At 68.0% G+C, this 22,723-nt stretch carries 19 protein-coding genes; 6 read left to right on the forward strand and 13 right to left on the reverse strand.

The features are described from left to right. Positions 1-34: 34 nt before the first annotated feature. On the reverse strand, positions 35-1,036 hold the full coding sequence (locus E1181_RS09090) for a PDR/VanB family oxidoreductase (protein ID WP_132673531.1): 1,002 nt from the start codon (positions 1,034-1,036) through the stop codon (positions 35-37). Next, positions 1,036-2,169: an aromatic ring-hydroxylating dioxygenase subunit alpha gene (locus E1181_RS09095; RefSeq protein WP_132673532.1), complete on the reverse strand. Its 1,134-nt coding sequence runs from the start codon at positions 2,167-2,169 to the stop codon at positions 1,036-1,038. The genes E1181_RS09090 and E1181_RS09095 overlap by 1 nt, the downstream gene beginning before the upstream one ends. A gap of 110 nt (positions 2,170-2,279) precedes the next feature. On the opposite strand from E1181_RS09095, the gene E1181_RS09100 reads away from it, so the two are divergent. Beyond that, positions 2,280-2,864 (forward strand): PadR family transcriptional regulator, encoded by a 585-nt coding sequence (locus tag E1181_RS09100; RefSeq protein WP_132673533.1) that lies wholly within the window; start codon positions 2,280-2,282, stop codon positions 2,862-2,864. 288 nt (positions 2,865-3,152) lie between these two features. Here E1181_RS09100 and E1181_RS09105 read toward each other — a convergent pair whose 3' ends face one another. The 3 genes from E1181_RS09105 to E1181_RS09115 all read right to left on the reverse strand — a co-directional run bounded on the left by E1181_RS09105 (position 3,153) and on the right by E1181_RS09115 (position 7,215). Further along, a complete protein-coding gene (locus E1181_RS09105) occupies positions 3,153-4,055 on the reverse strand; it encodes an AurF N-oxygenase family protein (RefSeq protein WP_132673534.1) in 903 nt (300 codons plus the stop codon). A gap of 421 nt (positions 4,056-4,476) precedes the next feature. Continuing rightward, positions 4,477-5,631, reverse strand: coding sequence for an alkaline phosphatase PhoX (locus E1181_RS09110; protein ID WP_132673535.1), 1,155 nt, complete (start codon positions 5,629-5,631; stop codon positions 4,477-4,479). A 276-nt stretch (positions 5,632-5,907) separates the two neighbouring features. Continuing rightward, positions 5,908-7,215, reverse strand: coding sequence for a hypothetical protein (locus E1181_RS09115; RefSeq protein ID WP_235876642.1), 1,308 nt, complete (start codon positions 7,213-7,215; stop codon positions 5,908-5,910). Positions 7,216-7,689: 474 nt separating this feature from the next. Here E1181_RS09115 and E1181_RS09120 point away from each other — a divergent pair, with 474 nt between their 5' ends. After that, entirely contained in the window at positions 7,690-9,303 is a 1,614-nt protein-coding gene (locus E1181_RS09120; protein WP_132673536.1) for a BCCT family transporter, read from the forward strand. A gap of 285 nt (positions 9,304-9,588) precedes the next feature. Here E1181_RS09120 and E1181_RS09125 read toward each other — a convergent pair whose 3' ends face one another. The 3 genes from E1181_RS09125 to E1181_RS09135 all read right to left on the reverse strand — a co-directional run bounded on the left by E1181_RS09125 (position 9,589) and on the right by E1181_RS09135 (position 13,610). Continuing rightward, positions 9,589-9,972, reverse strand: coding sequence for a hypothetical protein (locus E1181_RS09125; protein WP_207922070.1), 384 nt, complete (start codon positions 9,970-9,972; stop codon positions 9,589-9,591). Positions 9,973-10,738: 766 nt separating this feature from the next. Continuing rightward, positions 10,739-12,661, reverse strand: coding sequence for an acyl-CoA dehydrogenase family protein (locus E1181_RS09130; protein WP_132673537.1), 1,923 nt, complete (start codon positions 12,659-12,661; stop codon positions 10,739-10,741). A gap of 358 nt (positions 12,662-13,019) precedes the next feature. Then, positions 13,020-13,610: a TetR/AcrR family transcriptional regulator gene (locus E1181_RS09135; protein WP_165944565.1), complete on the reverse strand. Its 591-nt coding sequence runs from the start codon at positions 13,608-13,610 to the stop codon at positions 13,020-13,022. Positions 13,611-13,699: 89 nt separating this feature from the next. On the opposite strand from E1181_RS09135, the gene E1181_RS09140 reads away from it, so the two are divergent. After that, positions 13,700-14,638 carry an alpha/beta fold hydrolase gene (locus E1181_RS09140; protein ID WP_132673539.1) on the forward strand — a complete coding sequence of 313 codons (939 nt, stop codon included), beginning with the start codon at positions 13,700-13,702 and terminating at the stop codon, positions 14,636-14,638. 30 nt (positions 14,639-14,668) lie between these two features. On the opposite strand, the gene ilvD is transcribed toward E1181_RS09140, so the two are convergent. From ilvD to E1181_RS09155, 3 genes are all read right to left on the reverse strand, one after another. Next, positions 14,669-16,342 (reverse strand): dihydroxy-acid dehydratase, encoded by a 1,674-nt coding sequence (gene ilvD, locus E1181_RS09145; protein WP_132673540.1) that lies wholly within the window; start codon positions 16,340-16,342, stop codon positions 14,669-14,671. 197 nt (positions 16,343-16,539) lie between these two features. After that, positions 16,540-17,331, reverse strand: a complete 792-nt coding sequence (locus tag E1181_RS09150; RefSeq protein WP_132673541.1) for an acetoin reductase — start codon at positions 17,329-17,331, stop codon at positions 16,540-16,542. 278 nt (positions 17,332-17,609) lie between these two features. Continuing rightward, entirely contained in the window at positions 17,610-18,254 is a 645-nt protein-coding gene (locus tag E1181_RS09155; protein WP_132673542.1) for an alpha-ketoglutarate-dependent dioxygenase AlkB family protein, read from the reverse strand. Positions 18,255-18,562: 308 nt separating this feature from the next. Between E1181_RS09155 and E1181_RS09160 the strand changes: the two genes are divergently transcribed. Both E1181_RS09160 and E1181_RS09165 read left to right on the forward strand, forming a co-directional pair. Further along, positions 18,563-19,273, forward strand: a complete 711-nt coding sequence (locus E1181_RS09160) for a GAF and ANTAR domain-containing protein (protein WP_132673543.1) — start codon at positions 18,563-18,565, stop codon at positions 19,271-19,273. A 43-nt stretch (positions 19,274-19,316) separates the two neighbouring features. Next, a complete protein-coding gene (locus E1181_RS09165) occupies positions 19,317-20,066 on the forward strand; it encodes a GAF and ANTAR domain-containing protein (RefSeq protein WP_132673544.1) in 750 nt (249 codons plus the stop codon). Between the two features lie 217 nt (positions 20,067-20,283). On the opposite strand, the gene E1181_RS09170 is transcribed toward E1181_RS09165, so the two are convergent. Next, the gene (locus E1181_RS09170) at positions 20,284-20,748 is read right to left on the reverse strand and encodes a VOC family protein (protein ID WP_132673545.1); all 465 of its coding nucleotides are present in this window, start codon (positions 20,746-20,748) and stop codon (positions 20,284-20,286) included. Beyond that, positions 20,745-21,884 carry a DMT family transporter gene (locus E1181_RS32050; protein ID WP_235876643.1) on the reverse strand — a complete coding sequence of 380 codons (1,140 nt, stop codon included), beginning with the start codon at positions 21,882-21,884 and terminating at the stop codon, positions 20,745-20,747. The genes E1181_RS09170 and E1181_RS32050 overlap by 4 nt, the downstream gene beginning before the upstream one ends. A 177-nt stretch (positions 21,885-22,061) precedes the next feature. On the opposite strand from E1181_RS32050, the gene E1181_RS09185 reads away from it, so the two are divergent. Beyond that, complete coding sequence (locus E1181_RS09185; RefSeq protein ID WP_132673609.1) at positions 22,062-22,529, forward strand: Lrp/AsnC family transcriptional regulator; 468 nt, start codon at positions 22,062-22,064, stop codon at positions 22,527-22,529. The last annotated feature ends 194 nt before the right edge of the window (positions 22,530-22,723 follow it).

Here is a 22,723-nt window from a genome sequence, read left to right on the forward strand (position 1 = left end):
GGTATCCAGTGGTGAGGGATCCGTTGCGCCCGGATCAGGTGAGGTGGAGGGTGACGGATGCGCGGTCGCCGGTGTGGCCGGCCGCGGCGCGGGAGACGCAGAGGCACAGGTTCGTGCAGCGCTGCTTCTGCGCTTCGCTGAGGAAGACGTCGCGGTGGTCGATGGTGCCCTCGACCTCGACGATCTTGGCCAGGCAGAGTCCGCACTCGCCCTTGCGGCAGTCCGAGAGCGTGTCGATCCCGGCCGCGTTCAGGGCGTCCAGGATCGAGGTGTCGGGTGCGACGGCGACCTCCCGGTCGAGCTGGGGGAGGCGGACCAGGAACTCCTCGGCCTCGAACCGGCCGCTGGAGCCGAACGTTTCGAACCGCAGGTTGGTCTGCGCGAGCCCGTGCTCGGTCCAGCTCGACCTGATCGCGTCCATCAGACCGAGCGGGCCGCACATGTAGAGCTCGGTCGTGGCCGCGTTCGGTGCCGCGGCGATCTCGCCGACCAGGCCGGGTACCGACAACGGTGTTGCTTCGTCGTCGACGTGCACCCGGAGCCGATCGCCGTGCTCGGCGCTGAGCTCGTCGAGATAAGCCATGACCCGACGACTGCGGCCGACGAGCACGAGCTCGTAGTCGGCGCCGCGGCGGCGCAGTGCCGAGGCCATCGCGACCAGTGCGGTGACGCCGATGCCGCCGGCGACCAGGACGTAACGACCGGCGCCGACCGCGAGCGGGAAGCTCTGCACCGGCCCGGTGACGGTGAGCTCGTCACCGACGGCCAGGGCGTGCATGGCCTCCGAACCACCTCGGGAAGCGGGGGCGAGCTGCACGCTGAGCGTGAGCCTGCGGCCCCCGTCCACGGATCGCACGACGGAGTAGGAGCGGATCTGCCGTCGGCCGTGGACGGGCAGAGCGACGTCGACGTGGGTACCGGGCGCCGCGTGCTCGGGGTGTTCGACCTCCAGCACGATCCGGCGGACGCCGTCGGCCACGAGGTCGGCTTCGACGACCTGCGCCCGCTGCCAGCGGGACTGGGAGTGGGCCGCCATCAGACACCCCTACCCGCAGCGGGAGCCGCCGACGGCCGCCCCTCGGCCGCCAGCATCCGCTCCAGGATCTGGCGGACCCACATCCCGCCCGCGTCGATGTTGAGGCTGTAGAACTCGTGATCCGGGTTGGCGTCGATGGCGCGTTGCTGAGCGCGCAGCATGTCCTCGTCCTCGCCGAAGACGCCGTGCACGCCTTGGCGCAGCTGGGTGGTGATGGTCTGGCTGTCGAGGCAGTAGTTGCGCATGAACGCCCAGAAGTAGTGACAGGTGCGGTCGGTCTCGGGGGTGATCGTGTTCATGACGTACCCGTTGACGCCTTGGCTGCGATCGCCCTCGGGCGCACCGGTGCCGGCCTTGGCAACACCGACGTCGATGCAGATCGTGCCCGGAGCCTGGAACCTGATGATCTGCCAGCGGTCGACCTTGCCCTCGAAACCGGGGAACTTGTCGCGCATGTTCTTCAGCCAGAACGGCGGGGCGTCGATGTCGCGCATCCAGCGGGTGACGGTGACCGTGTCGCCTTCGTGGGTCACGTCGAACTCGGACTCGGAGAGCTCCTCCTGGCCGATGCTCGAGGAGTGCACGAACTCCTCGTGGGTGAGGTCCATCAGGTTGTCGAGGACCAGCTGGTAGTTGCAGTCGGCGTGGATCGTCTCGCCGTCACCTGCCCAGGACGGGTCGTCCATCTGGTGCATGTCGGGCACGGTGGCCGGATCGGCGAGGTCGGGGTCGCCCACCCACACCCAGACGTAGCGGTAGCGCTCGACGACGGGGTAGGAGGGGACGGTCGCGCTCGGGTTGATCGTCTCCTGCGCGGGCATGCCGGTGCAGCGACCGGTCGAGTTGTAGCGCAGGCCGTGGTAGGGGCACTGCAGCTCGTTGCCGAGGATCTTGCCCTGCGACAGCGGTGCGAGCCGGTGCCAGCAGGCGTCGGCGAGCGCGACGGCGCGTCCCTCGGCGTTGCGCCACAGCGCGAGCGGCACACCGGCGACCGTGCGGGCCAGGGGCTGCCTGCCGGTGACCTCGTGATCCCAGGCGGCCACGTACCAGGCGTTGCGCGGGTGGTTGAAGATCTTCGCCGCGGCCGTGGTCGGTGCTGCGGTGTCCACCGGTGCGGGGGGTGTGAGCGTCATTGGCCAACTCCCTATGAAGAGAGGTATCTGTTGCGTGAGCCACAAGCTATCTATGGATATAGTGAGTTGGCAAGGGTGGATAGCGTGGCCGACCAGGAGGGGAGGCCATCTTGTCGCTGCGATATGCGCTGATCGCGCTGCTGACGGGTCGTCCGATGACCGGTTACGACATCTCGAAGAGCTTCAGCCGCTCGGTCGCGCACGTGTGGCACGCCCCGGACTCGCAGATCTACCCGGCGCTCAACCGGATGGAGCGCGACGGGCTGCTCACCTCGGTGGAGGTCCCCTGGGGCAAGAAGGGGACCAAGAAGGAGTACCACGTCACCGACGCGGGCCTCGCCGAGTTCCGGGAGTGGATGGAATCACCCCTGGTGCCGCAGTGGCAGCGGGATCCCGCTTACCTGAAGGCCGCGTACTTCGACTTCGCCGACCCCGCGGCGGTGCGTGAGCAGCTGCGGCAGCAGCAGGCGTACTGGGAAGAGCACCTGGCGACGCTCGAGAGCACCCGGGCGACCCTCGCCGACCGCACCCACCCCACCCTGGCGGCGCGGATCGCCGATCTGGACGAGCGCGAGGCCGAGCTGTCCGTCCGCTACAAGATCTACGCCTACGACGGCCTGATCGCGCGCGCTCGCACCGAACTGGCGTGGATCCAGGACGGCTTCACCCTCCTCGACGAACTGCACGGCACCTGAAGATCCGCGGTCATGAGCTCTCCACGCAGCTGGAGGTGTCCGGATGGAAAAGGCAGCCGGATGAGAGGGTTTTGGGATTGGTGGCCCAATCTGGCGGTGTTCCTCTGGATCCGCTCTTGGTTGCTGCGACGTTGGTCCACTGTGGGTGGTTGAGGCGCTGAAAGTGGATGGTGTCGCGGAGTCGCCAGGCATGGGCCGTGGGAAGAACACGCGGACGGCAGAGCCGAGTCGGTCAGCGCGCCGGCGGGCCCGTGGAGCGGGGACGCCGGCGCGCGCAGGACCGTGTGCTCAGTACATGTGCACGCGCTTGTAGAAGGCGATTGCCGGAGGGGTGAGCAGGCCGGCCTCGTCGAGGAACTCCATGAGGCCCGAGCTGGCGTTGCGCATCAGCGATTTGCGGTGCTCGTTGGCCTTGACCTCGGCCAGCGCGCGCTCGGTGTCGATCCCGACCGCGGCGTAGACCTTCGGGCTGACCAGCGCGTTGACGATGACGTAGGCGGCGATGGAGATCACGGTGGCGCTGAGGTGGCGTTTGATCCGACCGACCCCCTGCATGTGCTCCTTGATCTCCTCCCGGGCGAACTTCATGTGCCGGGATTCTTCGACCACGTGGATCTTGGAGCTGGTGCGCACGATGTCGAGCACGTTCTCGCCGCGCATCCAGTCGCGCTGCATGACGTCGAGCACTTCCTCGGCGACCAGGCCCGCGCCGTAGGCGACCTCGCCGCCTGCGAGGCTCTTCAGCCCGCGTGCGAGCTCGATGACGACCCTGCTGGGGAAGTAGGCGGGGACCTCGAGCTTCTGGCAGATGCGGGCGAACATGATCGAGTGCCGGCACTCGTCGGCGACCTCGGTCAGCGCGAACTGGAACTCCGAGTTCGCGGGGTCCTGCACGTACTGGTCGCGCAGGATCATCTGCTGCAGGATCATCTCGAACCAGATCCCGGTGCTCATGATCGAGCAGACCTCGTGCCTGGTCAGCGTGATCCGCTGCTGCTCGGTGAGCTCGTCCCACAGCGGCGTGCCGTAGAGCGTGCTCCACTCGGGGTTCAGCCCGTACTGGTCGGCGGGAAGCGGTGCGTCCCAGTCGATTTCCGTGCTGGGGTCGTAGGAGAGCGTCTGCGACGACTCCAGCAGTCGGCTGGAGAAGTCCTGCTCAGCGCCCTGGCCGGCAACACCGACGGCGGTCATGCGCACCTCCGCAGTTCGTGGTACTCGAAGTAACAGGAACAGACTGTACCCCATAAATCCGCGATTGCGGAGACACTTTCTCCCGACGGTCGAACTTCGCTGGTGAGCGCATCAACGACAGGGCGTGCGGACGACCGGAGCGCCAGGTGGGCCAGGCGCTGTGCGAGAGGGCGGACCCGGATTACGGCCGTAATCGGGTCTCCGATTACGGCCGTAATCCGGGTACCGGGCGGAGGTGGTCGATGGACTGGAAGGCGTTGGTGAGAAGGCCGGTCGTGCGCATTGGGTCAGAGCGTCGGACGCGGCTCGGCTGCGGTGCTTCGGCGAAGGGCTGCTGCCGGACGGACCTGCTGACCGACGCGAGTGGGAAGCAAGAGGTCGCTGGTGGCGACAGCTGTGGCACCAGCGACCTGCGCGCGTGTCAGAGTGAGGTGCGGAAGGGGCCGGTGACCTCGTAGGTGATGCCGCCGCTGCTGGAACCGCTGGTGCCGCGTTGCGAGGAGAAGTACATGCGGTTGCCCGCGGGGTTTAACGCCACGCCGCACAGCTCGGAGGCGGATTGGCCGGTGACGCGCAGGAACGGCGCGATGATGTCGTCGGGGGTGATGATGCAGATTTCCATGTTGCCGCCGTCCTCGGCGACGTAGAGGTCGCCGACGGTGGCACCGGTGATGTTGTCCACGCCGGTCAGCGGCGGGTTGCTGGTGAGGTTGTCGTCGTAGGCGACGTGGAGTTGGTTGTTGGCCGCGTCGTAGGCCCAGACGCGGTTGTCGCCCTTGGTGGTGAAGTAGCAGGTGCCGTTGCGGTAGAAGGCGCCTTCACCGCCGTTGAAGATCTTGGCGCCGGTGACCTGGTCGCGGGTGGGGGTGGGGCTGCCGTCCGGGTCGGGAACGTTCACCCAGGACAGGGCGGTCCCGTTCTCGACGAGGACCTGGAGGGTTCCGCCGGCGGACAGGCCTCCCCAGGTGGTGGGGATGAACCGGTAGAAGCAGCCGTCGCTGGTGTCCTCGGTCTGGTAGATCACCTTGCGGTCGGGGTCGCAGGCGGCGGCCTCGTGCGTGAACTGGCCCATGGCGTCGCGCCGCACCGCGGCTTTGACTCCCCAGGGGTCGGTTTCCCAGGTGTAGCCGAAGTCGGTCTCCTCGCAGGACAACCAGGTGTTCCAGGGGATCGGTCCTCCGGCGCAGTTGCGGGTGGTGCCGCCCAGGATGCGGTAGGCGTCGGTGGTGTTGCCGCTGGCGTCGAAGCGGATGGCGCTGACTCCTCCTCCACCGCTGCTCATCTCGGAGTTGGAGACGTAGATCCATCCGGCGCCGTCTGCGAAGCACGCACCGCCGTCGGGGGCGCTGTGCCAGGTGTAGCCGGCGTTGGCGACGGCGTGAGTGGAACGGGCGATCACGCGGCTGGTGAAGCCTGCGGGCAGCTCGATCCCGTTGGCATCGGCGGCCTGCAGGGCTCCGTAGGGGCTCGGGCCGGTCTTGGCTGGATAGGCGATGGATTCGCGGGTGACGCTGAATCCCAGGGTCGCCACAGTGCCACCGACGACGGCGGCGCGGAGGAAATCCCGACGTTCCACGGCGTTCTCCTTCAGTCAGAAGCCGGAACAGGGTGAGCCGCAGGCGGAAAGCGCTGCGGAAGTCGGGAAACCTATGGGGTGAGCGGTGTCCGGTGAGCGCCCGGGCCATGAACATTCCTCGACCGGTCGATGATGGTGAGAAGCGCTCTGCTAAGCGGATTCAGTCATTCCGATGGCGAAGGAGTCGCCGATCGGAGATCGTTCATCGGCGCCATGGCGCGGATCTTCGCGCTCGGGCTCGGCGACGTGCTCACGCGCCGGTGCGCTCTCCGAGGCTCAGCGGGATTCGTGGTCGTGCCACGTGCGCATGTGGGTGGCGTGCGTGCGCAGGTAGGCGCCGGGTTTGAAGAAGTGGTCGTAGAAGTCCAGGTCGAGGTGGTGGGCTTGGACGTAGTTGAGGATGAACACCGTCGGCACCGTTGCGGGGAACTTGCCGAAGGTGTCGAAGATGTACTGGGCCTGGAGTCCGACGCAGGCCTTGAACGCGTCGTCGTGCACCTGGGCGCTCGCGCGGAATCCGGGGCTGTCGGTCCAGGCGCCTGGCGTGTCTCGGTGGAACGGGCCGCCGGGACCGAACTTGCGTTCGGCGAAGGCGTCCACCGCTGCCCTCATGTCGTGGTGGTGCGGTGGGCAGTAGGCCTCGAAGACCCCTTCGCGGCCGGTGGGGTTGGGCGTCGACCAGCGCTCGTCCTCGTCGTAGCGGAATCCGAGCCCCGGTACGTCGGGGTTGCCCGAGGCGCCGAGCATCGAGAATCGGTCGATCCCGTCGAACATCCACCCGCCGAGTCCCATCGCCTGCAGCATCAGCACACCCGCGTAGCAGGCGGTCGCCAACTCGGCCGTGGCTTCGGTGAGCGCGTATTGCTCGGTGAAGGTCAGCGGGAACGGCTCGTCGACGTCGATCAGTCCGCTGAACTCGCCGAGTCCGGGAATCCTGCGGTTGTTGATGTCGTCGTAGACCGCGTAGCCGTTCTGGGCGAAGAAGCACAGCACGGCGATCAGGTGCTGCGCCAGGTCGGCCACCGGGATGACCAGCAGCGAACCGGGAACGTTGACGCACCAGGTGTTGTGCCCCTCGAGGTAGGGCTCCTCGGCGGGAAGGTACAGCCTGCCGGTCGAGAGCCGGTGTGACCGCTCGCGATGGCGTTCGACCATCAGCTCCGGTGTGACCTCCTCGACCGCCGGGTCGACGAGGGCACCGGCATCGCGGGTGGGGAAGTAGTAGAGCCCTGAATCGTCGGTGAAGAACAGTTCGGCGGTGTGGAACCCGGCTGCGGAGGGGAAGGTGCGCCCGGCGGCGGCTCCGGCGTAGTTGGAGACGTGCGGTGCGTAGCGGGCGTGCCGGGTGATCGAGTAGTGCCAGCCCGTCGTGCCGCCCATCGCGCTGAGCACGAGCATCCGTTCGAGCTCCGTGAGCGAGAGGGGTTCGTGCCGGGAGCGGTAGGCGAGGGGGCCGTCGGGGATCTCGTCGCCCACGGCGAAGCGCCGGGAGCGTCGACCGAAGAGCGCGTCCACCAGTGGAAAGGCCGCCAGGTCCGCCATCGCCTCGGTCCCGGCAGGCCCCATCGGGTCGAACCTCACCACGACTGATCACCCCCGTCTCATCGCGTCCAGCTTCAGTCCAGCCCCAGCGCGGGCACGGGACCAGAGTCGAAGGTCATCGTTCGCGTCCGTCGGGCCGGAGGGGATGGCCATGGCCGACTGGCAGCCCTGATAGAGGCTCTTTATCGGAGCCTTTCAAAATTCGTCTAGCCAGATTTCCCGATCCGTTTGATCGAGCGGTGCGCAGCTGAGAACCTCTGCGGAAGCACACAACGAAAGAGGTCCTGCTGCCACGGTGCGGGACGTGGCACATCGCTTTGGGCGCGGGCAGCGCCGAGCTTGAGTCCGCGGCGCAGGATGAAGTCGTGATGCCGGCGCATCGACAGCCGGCGACGCCCGGTGCGGGTGTCCTGTGAGGAGGTTCATCACGCCTGTCGAAACTCGTCGTTCCCAACGGGAGTGGCGAGCATTCCGCTCGTGCCGAAGTTCTCCAAGCTGGTGAATCAGGGTTTCACAATGAAAAAATCGCAGAACAAGCGGGCGACGAATCATACCGTTTTCGCGGTATCGATGGCCGTTTCGGCGCTGGTCGTCCTGTGGGGAGCGGTGGACCCGACCGGGTTCGGGACCGTGACGACGCAGCTGTTCAACCACGTCGTATCGGATTTGAGCTGGTTCTTCCTGCTCACCGCGAACCTTTTCCTCGTGTTCGTCATCTACCTGGGGCTGAGCGGCTACGGGCGCATCAAGCTCGGAGCGGATCGAGACGAACCGGAGTTCGGCCGAATGTCCTGGTTCGCCATGATGTTCCAGGCCGGGATGGGTCCGGCGATCATCTTCTGGGGCCTGGCAGAACCCCTGTCGCACTACGTCGACGTCCCCTTCGGCCTCGCTCCGCCCGGCAGCGACGAAGCCGCCGGGGTGGCGATCAAGTACTCGTTCTTCCACTGGGCGCTGCACCCGTGGGCGATCTACGCGGTCGCGGGCCTGGCCGTCGCCTACTTCACCCACCGCAAGAAGGAGCGGGGACTGCTCAGCGCGATCTTCCGGCCGCTGCTCGGCGATCGCGTCGACGGACCGCTGGGCAAGGTCATCGACGTGCTGGCCGTGCTGGCGGTGGTGTTCGGCATCGCCGTGGCGCTGGGGCAGGCGGGCCTGCAGATGACCGCGGGACTGGGCGAGACCTTCGGGCTGCCCACCGGAATCGTCGTGCAGCTGATCGTGCTGGCCCTGACCACGGCCGCGTTCATGGGCTCGGCGACGACGCGGATCGAGCACGGCATCAAGTGGCTGTCGAACATCAGCATGCTCATCGCCCCGGTCCTGCTGATCTTCTACTTCGTCGTGGGCCCGAGCATCACCCAGATCAACGCCTTCACCGAGGGCCTCGGTGCCTACCTGGGCGACATCGTCCCGATGAGCTTCCGGCTGGACGCCTTCAGCCCGGATGACGGGTGGATGGGCAGCTGGACCGTCTTCTACTGGTCCTGGTGGATCGCCTGGGCCCCGTACGTGGGTCTGTTCATGGCGCGCATCTCGCGCGGTCGCACGATCCGCGAGTTCGTCGCGGCCACCGTGCTGGTGCCCAGCCTGGTCAGCATGATCTGGATCGCGGTGTTCGGCGGCGCCGCGCTGCAGCTGGCGCGCAGCGGTCTGGCCGGTGACATCGCGCAGACCGTGCAGCAGAGCCCCGCGGCCGGGATGTTCGTGTTCATCCAGCAGTACCCGATGGCCGGGATCATGTCGGTGATCACGCTGATCGTGCTGTGGGTGTTCTTCGTGGCGGGCGCCGACGCGGGCACGGTGGTGCTGGGCGAGTTGTCCACGGGCGGCGAGCCGAACCCCAAGACCTGGGTGCGGCTGCTGTGGGGCGTGCTGCTCGCTGGGGTCGCCGCCGTGCTGCTGGTGTCCGGCGGCCTCGACGGGCTGCAGAAGGCCTCGGTGCTCACCGGGACGCCCTTCGCGATCATCCTGGTCGGCATCTGCGCGGCGTTCTACAAGACCCTCCGGGACGAGCACGGCCCGACCAGTGCTCGCTCCGGTGCGCACGCAGCGCCACCCGAGGAGGTCCCGCAGGACGGCGAGGTCGCCGTGGTGAGCGCGGAACCCACCCGGAGCGAGAGCCGATGATCGGCGCGGTTCCCCTGCGCTAGGAGCGGTTCGAAGCTGCGGCGGTGCCGGCCGGCACCGCCGCAGCTGTCCTCGCCACGGGATTCCTCTGCGGTTCTCCGGTGAAGGCAGCCGCAACGGCGTGCGTCGGTTGAACCGCGGAACGCGGAGGTTCACCGAAAGTGGGCCGCCTGAGAACTGAACTCGGTCCGGCAAGCTGTTGGAGTCTGGGCGGCGAGGGTCTGGGCCCGGTATCGCGCCGGAGTTGGCACACCTCGGTCTCGACCTCCGAAGTGGGAACGTCGGTCAGGTCGTCGTGGCCGGGGCCTTGGTGAATAGTTCGTCGATGCGCCTGAGCACGGTGGTGCGCTCCCGGTTCCGCTTTTCGTAGCCTGCGACCATGTGCAGCTGCCGCCGGGACAAACCCTGCAGTCGGTGGACGACTTCTCCCGCCGGGAGGTCGTCGTAATCGGCGATCGGGAGTTGGTCTGCGTCGACGATCCTTCCGGTCACGGCGCCTTCGGCCTGTGCGACGCCGGGGATTCGACGGACTTGTTCGCCTGCCTGGCCGGCCCGGTGCTGGACTTCCTGCGTGGCTCCGCCCATGATGTTCTGCCCGCGGTCGGCGAGGTCATCATAGGCTTGGCCGGCGCTATCCATCCATTGCGCGCGCTCGAACGTGGAAGGCATACGCGGGTTTCTGCCCACCCGCAGGGTTGGGTTGGCTGTCGGTTCAGTCGTGCGCGCCCTGCGCCGCGGCGCTGTTCGTGGTGAGCGCGGCGCAGGGCGGTATCAACGCCTCACGTGCTCGGCGGGCGATCGGGTCCTGCGCGGACTCGGCAGGAGAGCGAACGCTCAGAACTTCGCACACGGCGTTGGCTGCGAGACGGATGTCCGTGCCGACAACCGGAGCAGAGGTACCGCACGTTTGCCCTGTGATCAGGGCTGCTTCTTGGATCGGAGATAGAACAGACCGGCCATCGCGGCAGCAGCGGTCACACCAACGATCATCAGTGCACGCAACATCGTCACTCCTTCACAGGTTTTCGGGTCCACACCCGACGGAACGCATCAAGTCCAGCAGTTCTCGGCCGCGCCCGCTCGCTCATTCACCGGCACGTGTGGGCTGGCGCTACTCAGGGCACGTGCAGTGGGATTCACCCAGCAACTGGGGCGAACAGTGGGAGGTGCTGCAGGGCCGGTCGACCACGGGTTCCGCGTGCAGCACGCCGGGTTCCCGGCGGCGGGCAGATAGATTCGCGGTGGGGTGGTGCGGTGGGACGCGACATGAAAGGCGTTGGAGGAGCAGGACTTCGCCCATTAACGCTCGGTGAAGCGCGACATCACCTCGCACCTGGGACGCTGGACTTCACCACCGAGAAGCTCCGCCCTCGCCCCGTACAAGTTCGCTCGTGGCGCGAGGAACGCGGAGATCCCGATGGGTGTCCGGCCTGGTCTAGCCGCTGACGATGCGCCGGTGGTTCTGGCGCTGTGTTGGTCCAGGTTGCGTCTCGGCGATCCACGGGCCGTCGATCGACGCGTCGAGAACGCCGTGCTCCAGCCACTGATAACGGTTTTCGAGCACCTGGCGGGCGATCACCCGGTCGTCGGCGTCGGTGTTGCGCCACAGCCGCCCGAACAGCTGCTCGACGCGACGCCGGGACTGGTTGCAGAAGGCGTCGGCCAGCTCGATCGCTGATTCGTCCCGCCCGTCCGAACGGGCGTAGACGCAGCAGGCGCTCATCGCGTACAGCTCGGCACCGATGTCGACGATGCGGCCGAGGAACAACTGGCGGTGCTCCAGCCGGGCCTGCCAGCGCGACATGCCGTAGAAGATCTGCCGGGCGAGGCGCCGGCTCGCGCGTTCGACGAAGCGCAGGTGCTCGGCGAGCGGCCCGTGTTCACCGAAGCCGGCGGGCACGTGGCCCCTGCCGGTCACCAGGCTCGGCAGCCACCGTGCGTAGAAAGCACCCGCGCGGGCGGCGGCACGCGCCTTGTGCTGCAGGTCGGCCTTGGGATCGATGATGTCTCCGGCGACCGACAGGTGCGCATCGACCGCTTCTCTGGCGATCAGCAACCGCATGATCTCGCTGGATCCCTCGAAGATCCGGTTGATCCGCAGGTCCCGGAGCATCTGCTCGGCGGGCACCCCGCGCTCGCCGCGTGCGGCCAGCGACTCCGCTGTTTCGTAGCCGCGGCCACCGCGGATCTGCACGAGCTCATCAGCGACCTGCCAGGACAATTCCGTGCTGAAGAGCTTGGCCAGTGCGGCTTCGATGCGGATGTCGTGCCGGTCGGCGTCGGCCAGGCGACCGGACACCTCCAGCACGGCCTCCAGGGCGAACGCCGTGGCCGCGATGAACGCGATCTTGCCCGCGATGGCCTCGTGCTCACCGATCGGCCGACCCCACTGGACGCGCTGCGAGGACCACTCGCGGGCGATGCGCAGGGACCACTTCGATGCCGCCGTGCACAGCGCGGGCAGCGAGAGCCGTCCGGTGTTGAGCGTCTTGAGCGCGATCTTGAGCCCGTCGCCCTCGCGGCCGATCCGGTTGGCGGCGGGGACGACCACGTCGTGCAGCCGGGTCACGCCGTTCTCGATGCCGCGGAGCCCGAGGAAGGCATTCCGGTTCTCGACGGTGATGCCCTCGGCATCCGCCTCGACGACGAAAGCCGTGATGCCGCCGCGGTGTCCCTCCGACTCGGGCACCCGCGCCATCACCACGAGCAGGTCGGCCAGCACGCCGTTGGTCGTCCAGAGCTTGACGCCGTTGAGCGTGTAACTGCTGCCGTCCGCGTTCGGGACTGCGCTGGTGGCCAGCCGCGCCGGGTCGCTGCCGACGTCGGGTTCGGTCAGCAGGAATGCGGTGATCTCGCGAACGCAGCGCGGCAGGAATTCTTGCTTCTGCTGCTCGGTCCCGAACATCTTGACCGGCTGCGGCACGCCGATGGACTGATGTGCCGACAGCAGGGCGCCGATCGAAGGATTGGCCGTGCCGGCCAGCATCAGCGCGCGGTGGTAGTACACCGCGGGTAGGCCGAGACCGCCGTAGGCGCGGGGGATCTTGATGCCGAAGGCGCCGAGGTCTTTCAGGCCGTTGATCACCTCGTCCGGGATCCGCGCGTCGCGCTCGATCTGCTGCCCGTCGACCTTCGTCTCGCAGAACACGCGCAGCCGGTCGAGGAATGCCTCTCCCTCGACCGAGGTCTCGCTCGCGGGAAGCGGGTCGATCAGGTCGATCCGCAGCCTTCCGAGGAACAATTCTTTTCCGAAACTCGGTCGGTCCCAACGTGATTCGCGGGCTTCTTCAGCCACTTGCCGAGCCTGCTCGGCGTTGACCCGCGCCTCGTCCTGGTGAACGTCATCCACCTTGGTCATCTTCGACTCCCAACGCGCTGGGGCTGGCGTCGGACACGACGGTACTGCCGGTAGGAGGCACGCGATAGTTCGCGAATGCGACACAAGGTCGCAAAGTGCGGCCATCAGATCATCGACGCCGCGAGGGCTACTGCTCCGGTGTCAACTCGGCCCGCGATTGCTACCGAGCGTGATATCACCCACCCTGCCGAGCAAGCACGTGGTATCGGTGTGGGTATTCCTCAGCGGGCTGGGATGAATCTCCAGGTGCGGGCGCTGCCGACCGAGATCGTTCTGCCCACCACGTGCTCGACCTCGTCGATCTCGCCACGTCCAGGTAGACCAACCTCGACCGCCAACGAGCTCTCAACTCATGGCTCTAGCTCCGGGCGTGCAACGCCTGCGAGAGCGCGCTCATGCTGATGTCGATCGTCGTGCGGAGCTGTTCCTGCTTCGCCCCAGCCCTGCTCATCACGGCCAGCGACTGGTTGACCGCCGCGATGTGAACGGCGAAGTCGTCGGCGTCGCCCTCGGCCAACTTCGCGGAGTTCAAGGCGGTCCGCAGGCGCGCACGCTGAAGGCCCAGAGCTTCGATAGCGCGCGCGGCGATGTCAGGGCTCAGCACCGGTATCGCCATCGCGGTCTGGGCGACCAGGCATCCGTCCGGCAGATCGGGGTCAGCGATGCGCTGCAGCGTCACTTCGAAGAATTCCTGTATCGCCCGCAGCGGCTCCTCGGCCGCACTCGCGAGCGCCTGGTCGTACCTGCCCCCGTAGCGCGTGGCGTAGCGGTCCAGGCAGCGCAGGTAGAGCGAGTCCTTGTCGCCGAGCGAGGAGTAGATGGAACTGCGGTTCAGCCCGGTCGCTCTGGAGAGGTCGTCGAGCGAGGTGTCGGCGTACCCGGCTCGCCAGAACTGGATCATCGCCGCTTCGAGCACGATGTCCACATCGAACTGCTTCTTCCCGGCCATCACGCGCGTACCTCGTTCTCGAATCAAGCCGTTGTGCCCTGCCCATCATATCTTGAACTGGTCGGTCCAAGATGCGTTAGGCTTGAGACATGACCGACGCCGCGACCGACGCGAACCGCTCTCGCGACCAGAACTCGATCTCCGGGTTGCCGCTGCACGACCTCGCGGGATTCACCCACCGCTGGGTCGACGCGGACGGCGTCCGGCTTCATGCCGTGGAAGGCGGTCAGCCGACCGGCCCCACCGTCGTCCTGCTCGCCGGGTTCCCGCAGACCTGGTGGGCTTGGCGCAAAGCGATGCCGCGCCTCGCCGAGCGATTCCACGTGATCGCGATGGACCTGCCGGGACAAGGCCACTCCGACCGCCCGCACGACAGTTACGACACGCACACCGTCGCTTCGCGCGTCCAGGCTGCGGTGACTGCGCTCAACGTGCCGAAGTACTGGCTCGTCGCCCACGACATCGGGGCCTGGGTCGCCTTCTCGCTAGCCCTCGAGCACGAAGAGCGCCTGCACGGTGTCGCACTGCTCGACGCCGGCATCCCCGGAATCAGCCTCCCGGACGCCATTCCAACGGATCCCGACCGGGCCTGGAAGACCTGGCACTTCACGTTCCACCTGGTGCCCGATCTTCCCGAGGCATTGCTCGCCGGTCGCGAGCGCGACTACGTGGACTGGTTCTTGAGGGTCAAAGCACTGTCCCCGAACGCGTTCGGCAGTGCCGAGATCGACCACTACGCCGCCGCCATCGCTGCCGAGGGCGGTCTCCGAGCGTCACTCGCCTACTACCGCGACGCCGCGGACTCGGCGCGCAAGAACCATGATGCTCTCGGTCGAGGGCACTTGAGCGTCCCGGTCCTGGGAATCTCCAGCTCCCACGGCTCGATCCCCGACATGGCCGCTTCCATCAGCCCCTGGGCGGACAACGTGACGGGTGTCGTCATCCCGTGTTCCGGACACTTCATCCCTGACGAGCAGCCTGACGCGGTCGCGGAGGCGTTGACCGCGTTCATCGATCGCGAGGGGTAGTGCGGACACCGGCGCGAACGCGTCGCTCGCTCAGGAGCAGACCGCTCCGGTCGCCGCGGAGCCGACCAGCTTCGCGTACTTCGCCAGCACGCCCGTGCGGTGTCCCGGGGTGGGCGGGGACCAGGCGTTGCGCCGCTTCTCCAGCTCTTCCTGCGGGACGTCGAGGTTGAGGGTCTTGGTGGCCATGTTGAGCACGATCGGGTCGCCGTCGCGCACCAGCGCGATGGTGCCGCCGTCGGTGGCCTCCGGCGCGACGTGTCCGATGCACAAGCCGGTCGTCGCTCCGGAGAAGCGGCCGTCGGTGACCAGCAGGACCTCCTTGCCCAGCCCGGCACCTTTGATCATGCCGGTCACGGCGAGCATCTCCCGCATTCCGGGTCCACCGCGCGGACCTTCGTACCGGATCACGACGACGTCGCCTGCGACGACGGTGCCGTCGGCGACGGCGTCGAGGGCGCCCTGCTCGCCGTCGAACACCCTGGCGCGCCCGCGGAATTCGGCGGCGTCGAAGCCCGCGGACTTCACCACGGCACCGTCCGGGGCCAGCGAGCCGCGCAGGATGGTGATCCCGCCCGTCGGGTGGATGGGGTCGCTCATCGCGTGGATCACGGTCCCGTCGAGGTCCGGCGGGTCGATCTCGGCGAGGTTCTCCGCGACGGTGCGGCCCGTGCAGGTGAGGGCGTCGCCGTGCAGGAGGTCGGCGTCGAGCAGCGCCTTCATCACCACGGGCACCCCGCCGACCTGGTCGACGGTGCTCATCACGTGCGCGCCGAAGGGCTTGACGTCGGCCAAGTGCGGGACGCGCTCGCCGATGCGGTTGAAGTCGTCGAGCGCCAGCGGCACCTCCGCCTCGGCGGCGATCGCGAGCAGGTGCAGCACGGCGTTGGTCGACCCGCCGAACGCCAGGACCACCGCGATCGCGTTCTCGAACGCCTCCCGGGTCAGGATCTGCCGGGCGGTGATCCCCTTCTCCAGCATCCCGATCACCGCCTCGCCCGAGGCGCGAGCGATGCCGTCGCGCCGGCGGTCGACGGCGGGCGGGCTGGCAGAGCCCGGCAGGGCCACGCCCAGCGCCTCGGCCGCGCTGGCCATCGTGTTCGCCGTGTACATGCCGGCGCACGCGCCCTCGCCCGGGCAGATGGCGCGCTCGATCTCGGTCAGTTCCTCGCGGGTGATCAGGCCGCGGGCGCAGGCCCCGACGGCCTCGAACGCATCGGCGATGTTGACCTCGCGGCCGTCGACGTGCCCGGGCAGGATCGTCCCGGCGTAGACGAACGCCGCGGCCAGGTCCAGCCGGGCGGCGGCCATCAGCATGCCGGGCAGGGACTTGTCGCAGCCGGCGAGCAGCACGGTGCCGTCGAGCCGCTCCGCCTCGACGACCGTCTCCACCGAGTCGGCGATGACCTCGCGGCTGACCAGTGAGTAGTGCATGCCGACGTGGCCCATGGAGATGCCGTCGGAGACCGAGATCGTGCCGAACTCCATGGGGTAGCCGCCCGCGTGGTGCACGCCCTCCTTCGCCGCCTGCGCCAAGCGCTGCAGGGACAGGTTGCAGGGGGTGATCTCGTTCCAGCTCGACGCGATGCCGATCTGCGGCTTGACCAGGTCGGCGTCGCGCATCCCGACGGCGCGGAGCATGCCGCGCGCGGCCGTGCGCTCGATGCCCTCGGTGACCTGGCGGGAGCGGAGCTCGGGACCGGACATGGTGCCTCCTCGGCAATCGTGACGACGAGGTCCACGATGGCAGTCCCCAGGCGCGCGAGCACGCCTCCCACGCCGAGCTCGCACCGAACCCCGGGGGCCCAGTTGAGCACGTGCCCCGCACCAGCGAAAACGCCGGCGCGGGGCACTGGGGCCGAGGTCGTGGGTTCGAATCCCGCGGTCCCGACCGCACGTCTCGATCAGGAGAACTGGATCCCACCGTCGATCATCACCGATTGCCCGGTCATGTAGTCCGAATCGCTGGAGGCGAGGTAGGACACGAACGAGGCGACGTCTTCGGGCACGGACACGCGGCCGAGGTGGATCAGCTCGGAGTACTTGTCGATGGCCGCGCCCTTGCGGAGTCCCTCGTGCTCGGCGAGCTTCTCGTCGATGTGGTCCCACATGGCGGTGCCGACGATGCCGGGGCAGTAGGCGTTGACGGTGATGCCGTACTGAGCCCACTCCATCGCGGCGGCCTGGGTGAGTCCGCGGACCGCCCACTTCGAGGCCGAGTAGTGCGCCAGCAGCGGGAACGGGCGGTAACCGACGATCGAGGCGGCGCCGATGATCTTGCCGCCGTCGCCCTGCTTGATCATCTGCTTGGCCGCGGCGTTGTAGCAGAGGTACACGCCGCGCAGGTTGATCGACATCAGCTCGTCGAACTCCTCCGGCGTCACCTCCAGCAGCGGCTTGACCTGGGCGATGCCGGCGTTGGCGACCATCACGTCGAGCCGCCCGAGTTCGGTTGCCACGGTGTCGACCATGTGCTGCACGGCGTCCGGGTCGGACACGTCGGCGACCGCGACGGCCGAGCGCCTGCCCAGTCCGGCGATCTCGTCGGCGACGGCCTTGAGCTGGTCGCTGTTGGCGTCGATGTCGTTGACGGCGACGTCGTGGCCGTCGGCGGCCAGCCGCAGCGCGATCCCCTTGCCGATGCCCCGGGCGGCGCCGGTGACGAGCACGACGCGGGACTTGTTGTGAGCAGCCATGGAGTTCTCCACTTTCTCGTGGCGGGTTCTCATGCCCGAGCACCGGTGTCGAGCGGGCGTGAGACTTGCCGGAACCGATGCCGTGGCTCGCGAGCCCGGCGTGTGGTCCCGTTCACATCACCAGCGAGGCTAGGTATGGCCGTTCACATGGGGCAGGCTTCGGTTGTCTCAGTTTGAGACAGCCGAGTCGAAGCGGATTTCGCCGCTCCGCTTCAGGCCTGAACGCCGCGGCGGTTCCACGACGGTGGGTCGAACCAGAGGAGAGCAGCTGGCCGCGTTCAGTCCATTCCGGACTCGCGCAGCGTGATGTTGAGCCGCCCAGAGCTCATGCCGATGGCTGGATCAGCCGTCCAAGGAAGGGTTCTCGGCACGCCGTGGTAGGCCATCCGGGACGGGCCGCCGAAGACGAACAGGTCGCCGGAGCGCAGTTCGACGTCGGTGTAGGGCTGCTTGCGGTTCTCGGTGTTGCCGAAGCGGAAGACGCATTCGTCACCCAAGCTCAGCGAGATCACCGGGGCGCGGCTGAGCTCGTCGCGGTCCTGGTGCATGCCCATGCGAGCCCCGGCGTCGTAGAAGTTGACCAGTGCGATGTCCGGGTCGTAGGGACCCGCGACCGGGCAGGCTTCGGCGAGGGCCTGCCTGCCGAGTTCGGCGAGCCAGCCGGGCAGCGGCTTCACCGGCGCACCATCGCCGTCGTCGACGGTCTTCGAGTAGCGGTAGGGGTACCAGTGCCAACCCAGGCACACCGTCTGCACCGACATCCGGGCGCCGTTCGGCAACCGAGCTGCCCGCAGCCCGGCGGGTGGTCTTGCCCATTCCCGGCAGGCGCTCACCAATCGCTGCTGCCACTGCGGCGACAGCCACCCGGGGACGTGCACCGCCCCGGGAGCGATCTCGGTGCGCGGACGCGGGAAGAGCTCCATCACCTGCGATTTTACGTTCGGTCTCGCGCCTCGGAGCGGAGCGGGTCGCCTCTTCTGGCAAGGATGGTGGCTAGCCTGCTGTGCGTTCCCGGGGAGGTGGGTTTCGAGACGGGGAAGGTCTGCTCAGGCCTCCCGCACCTGCGTGCAGCGCTACGATTCCGGTTCGGATCTCCGGCGGGTCTTCCCAGGTGCGCGGCCGGGGCGAGTAAACTCGTGCGCGTATTGGCGTCGGATGCGTTGACCTGGACATCCGTTTCCGTGCCCGGCGTCGGGCTGTGTTCACGCAGCTCAGAGGGGGGCGGAGACCAATGGGCGTGGACCGGGGCCGTCTCGCGGACGGTCTTCTCGCCATCGTCGAGGACAGCTCCGACCTCGATGTGCTGCCGGAGCGGTTGTGCCGTGCGTGTCTGGCCGCGCTGCCAGTTGATGGAGTTGGGTTGTCGCTGATGGGCGGGAATCACGTCGGGGAGCGTGCTCTGCTGGGTGCGAGCGACTCGACCGGCGTCCGCCTCGAAGAGCTGCAGTTCAACCTCGGCGAGGGTCCGTGCGCGTCCGCCTTCGCCGATGGACGACCGGTGCTGGTCCCCGACCTCGGTGATGGCGACGCCAAGGGGCGGTGGCCGATGTTCATCCACGAGGCGGAGACGACTCGGGCGCGGGCCCTGTTCGCCTTCCCGCTGCAGATCGGCGCGATCAGCATGGGCGCGATGGACTGCTACCGGACTCGGCCCGGCCCGTTGCACGAGGTGACCGAGGCGCTCGTCGTCGCCGAGGCGGTGACGTTGGCGCTGCTGCACGCGCAGGCGAACGGGGGCGGGCGTGGATTGGCCGACATGGCTATCGGGCACCATGCGGCCGTGCACCAGGCCACTGGCATGGTCTCGGTGCAACTGGACATCAGCATCGAGGAGGCGTTCGTGCGGTTGCGTGCGTACGCCTATCGGCACGATCGGTCGCTGGACGAAGTCGGCGCAGATGTCGTCGCGCGCAGGCTGCGTTTCACCGACGTGCCGCAGTAAGAGCCGTGCTCACCACGTTCGCATCGCATCAAGGAGAGTGGTCATGAATACCCGCCCCCCGCGGCGCGAGCGGGCGCTGACCGAGGCGCTCGTGGAGATGGCAGACACGTTAGTGGCCGATTACGACGTCGTCGATCTCAGCCACAGGCTGGCTGCGCATTGCGTGGATCTGCTGCCCGTGGCTGCGGCAGGCCTGCTCCTCATCGACGAGCACGGCGATCTGCGCATGCTGGCCTCGTCCAATGAACAGGCCCGGCTGCTGGAGCTGTTCCAGCTCGAAACCGATCAACATGGGCCGTCCCTGGAGGCGTTCCACACCGGCCACCCCGTCCTGGTCGATGATCTGGAGAGCAACGGTCGGCGTTGGCCCGCGTTCGCCTTCGAAGCGCGGCGCCAGGGAATCCAGGCGGCCCACGTGCTGCCGTTGCGGCTGAGGGCCGAGACCGTCGGGGCGCTGAGCCTGTTCAGCAACGAAGTCACCTCGCTGTCCGAGGACGACCAGAGGCTGGGCCAGGCGCTGGCCGATGTGGCCACCATCGGCATCCTGCAGCAGCGCGCGCTGGCACGCAGCGAAACCGTGATAGAGCAGCTCCAAGGCGCCCTCAACAGCCGGGTGACGATCGAGCAGGCCAAGGGCGTGCTGGCGGAGCGCGGTGGCATCGACGTCGATGCGGCGTTCGTCCTGCTGCGTGACTACGCGCGGGCTCACCGGATGAGGCTCAGCGATCTCGCCCGCAGCGTGGGGGTCGACCGGACCGTGGCGGCCGATGTCCTGCAACGCCGGTCCGGTTGAACGGACGACGGTGCGCTGACGGTCGCTGATGCGGCCGACGTCCAGCGTCCCGATTTGCCCGCCGCCGAGTTCCGCTCCCTGCTGTCCCGGGGCGCCCTGGCGGCCCTGCGGCAACCGCAGCAGGAAGCGGAAACCCAGCGAACACGAGCGTTTCGCGGCTGAGGAGATGTCGGGGTCGAGGTGCAGCTTCGCCGGCGATGATGTGCTCAGGAGCGGCTCAACCGCTCATGGCTTGAGTCATGCGCCGAGACATCTCCTCGTCCGACACGTCCTCGACGTGGGTGGCGATGCTCCAGCAGTGTCCGAAGGGGTCTTCGAACTCGCCGCTGCGATCGCCGTAGAACTTGTCCTCCACCGAGTTCAGCACCGTCGCCCCGGATTGGACGGCGTCGTTGAACACCCGGTCGACGTCTTCGACGTACACGTAGAGCATGCTTGGCGTCCCGCCGATGGTTTTCGGACTGCGGGCGCCCATGTCGGGTGCTTCGTCGGCGAGCATGATCACCGCGTCACCGATGGCGATCTCCGCGTGCGCGATCTTGCCGCTCTGCATCGGCATCCGCATGCGCTCGGTCGCGCCGAGCACCCGGCAGTAGAAATCGATCGCGGCATTGGCGTCGTCGACGAACAGGTAAGGCGTGACCCGCGGAAAATTCTGCGGGATCGGTTGAACATCGGTCATGGTTCCCCCTCGTCTGAGCGGCGTAGCCCCGCGCTGCGCGCTTCGGGGGCGCCGAGTGCGAGGCTACGCCGCTCGTGCACGCCCTGCTCCCCGGCCGACGTCGCCGCCGGTGCGCTGCCCGGCCCACCGGGCATCGCCCATCGGGGCGTGCAGCTGGCCCGGAACCGCTGTGTTGACCCGGATTCTCCCTGGGGCGCGTGCGGTTCAGGCCCCGTGGTCGCGGTGGACCTCGTCGCTGGTCGGGCATCGACGAGGGTGACCGTGGCGAGGCCGGCCAGGAGGATGAGGCATCCGAGGGTGGCGGACGGCGAGAGCCGTTCGTGCAGGACGAGCACGCCGAGGACCGCGGACAGGAGCGGCTCGGCGAGGCTCAGGGTTCCGGCGGTGGGCGCGGTGGTGCGGTGCAGGCCGTGGACGAAGGCCGCGTAGGCGGTCGTGGTGCCTGCGAGCGCGATCCAGGCGATGAGCAGCAACGAGTTGGGGTCGGTGAGGTGGCCGCCGTGCAGCCACAGCAGCGGCGACAGCGCGATCCCGGCGATGAGCAGGGTGATGGTGGTGGCGGGGAGATCGGGCGCGCCCGCTTGGAGGAATCGCTTGGCTGCGACGGTGTAGACGCCGTAGCAGCTCCCGGAGATCAGCGCGATGCCGACGCCGGTGGCGCTGATCTGCTCGGCTCCCCACGGGTTGAGCAGGACGACGCACCCGGTTACCGCAGCGACCGTGCCGAGGGTCCAGCCGAGGGTGAGGCGCTCGCGGGTCCACCAGTGCGCGCACAGGCCGGTGGTGATCGGTGCGACGCCGAGCGCGATGGTCGTGCCGAGAGCCGCGCCGAGCTCATCGACGGCGTGCATGAACGCGATCTGGTACACCCCGGTGGCCAGCGCGGCGAGGAACACCCAGCCGATCACGTCCCGGCGCATCACAGCACGCCAGGCGGCGGGTCGCCGGCAGAACAGCGCGAGGCCGAGCCCGCCCAGGAGCAACCGCGCGACGCCCAGCGCGCCGGGGTCGGCGGCGGAAGCGGCCAGGACCTGAGCAGGACCGACGGTGCGCGCTGCGGCGGTCAGCACCGCGGCGGCCCCGATGGTCGTGTTGCCCGCGCGGGTCTTCGGTGCTTCTTCGGCGGTGGCGGTCACGGCAGCAACCCCGGCCCGCCGACGATCCAGTTCACCTGCTCGCGCGGTGTGGTCACTCATACCGAAATCGCCTCTCAGGGCGAATTGAATACGGGATACGAGTGCAAGACTATCGACAGATACGTGTCGTGAATACGATTTCGTACTTAATTCGGTTACGATGCCCGCGTGGCTGATCTGGATGAACTTGATACGGCGATCCTGCGGGAACTCCAGCACGACGCACGGCGCACCAACCGAGATGTCGCCGCCGTGGTCGGCGTCGCGCCGACCACCTCCCTCGACCGAACGAGGTCGCTGAAGGAGCGCGGGATCATCATCGGCGCTCGCCTGGACGTCGACCTGGCCAAGATCGGCCGCCCCGTTCAAGCGCTAGTCGCGGTGCGGGTGCGTCCGCCGACGCGTGCCAACATCGAGGGGTTCCGGGAGTGGGCCGCCGACCTGCCCGAAGTGCTGGGGGTGTTCGTCACCAGCGGCGGTGAGGACTTCTTGATCCACGTCGCCGTTCCGGACAACAACCACCTCTACGCGTTCGTCATCGACCGGTTGACGGGGAAGCCCGAGGTCGCCGACGTGCGGACCTCGATCGTCTACGAGCACATCCGCAGCACCACGGTCCTCCCCGTCGACCACGGCGGGAGTTGACGCTCGCCCGACCCATCGGTTCTGAGGGCGTGCGATGGTGCGGAGCGGTTAGCGAGTGAAACCTGCTGCGAGCGAGCACTTTCGTCGAAATCCGACGCGGATCGCCAGCATGCGGGTAGCCGTCGGCCTGCGGGATCTGGGGAGAAGGTCCGTCCGAAGAGGACGGTCAAGCCCGATGGACCGCTGTCGGCGTG

Source organism: Saccharopolyspora terrae, from assembly GCF_004348435.1.
In the GTDB taxonomy this organism is placed as follows: domain Bacteria; phylum Actinomycetota; class Actinomycetes; order Mycobacteriales; family Pseudonocardiaceae; genus Saccharopolyspora; species Saccharopolyspora endophytica.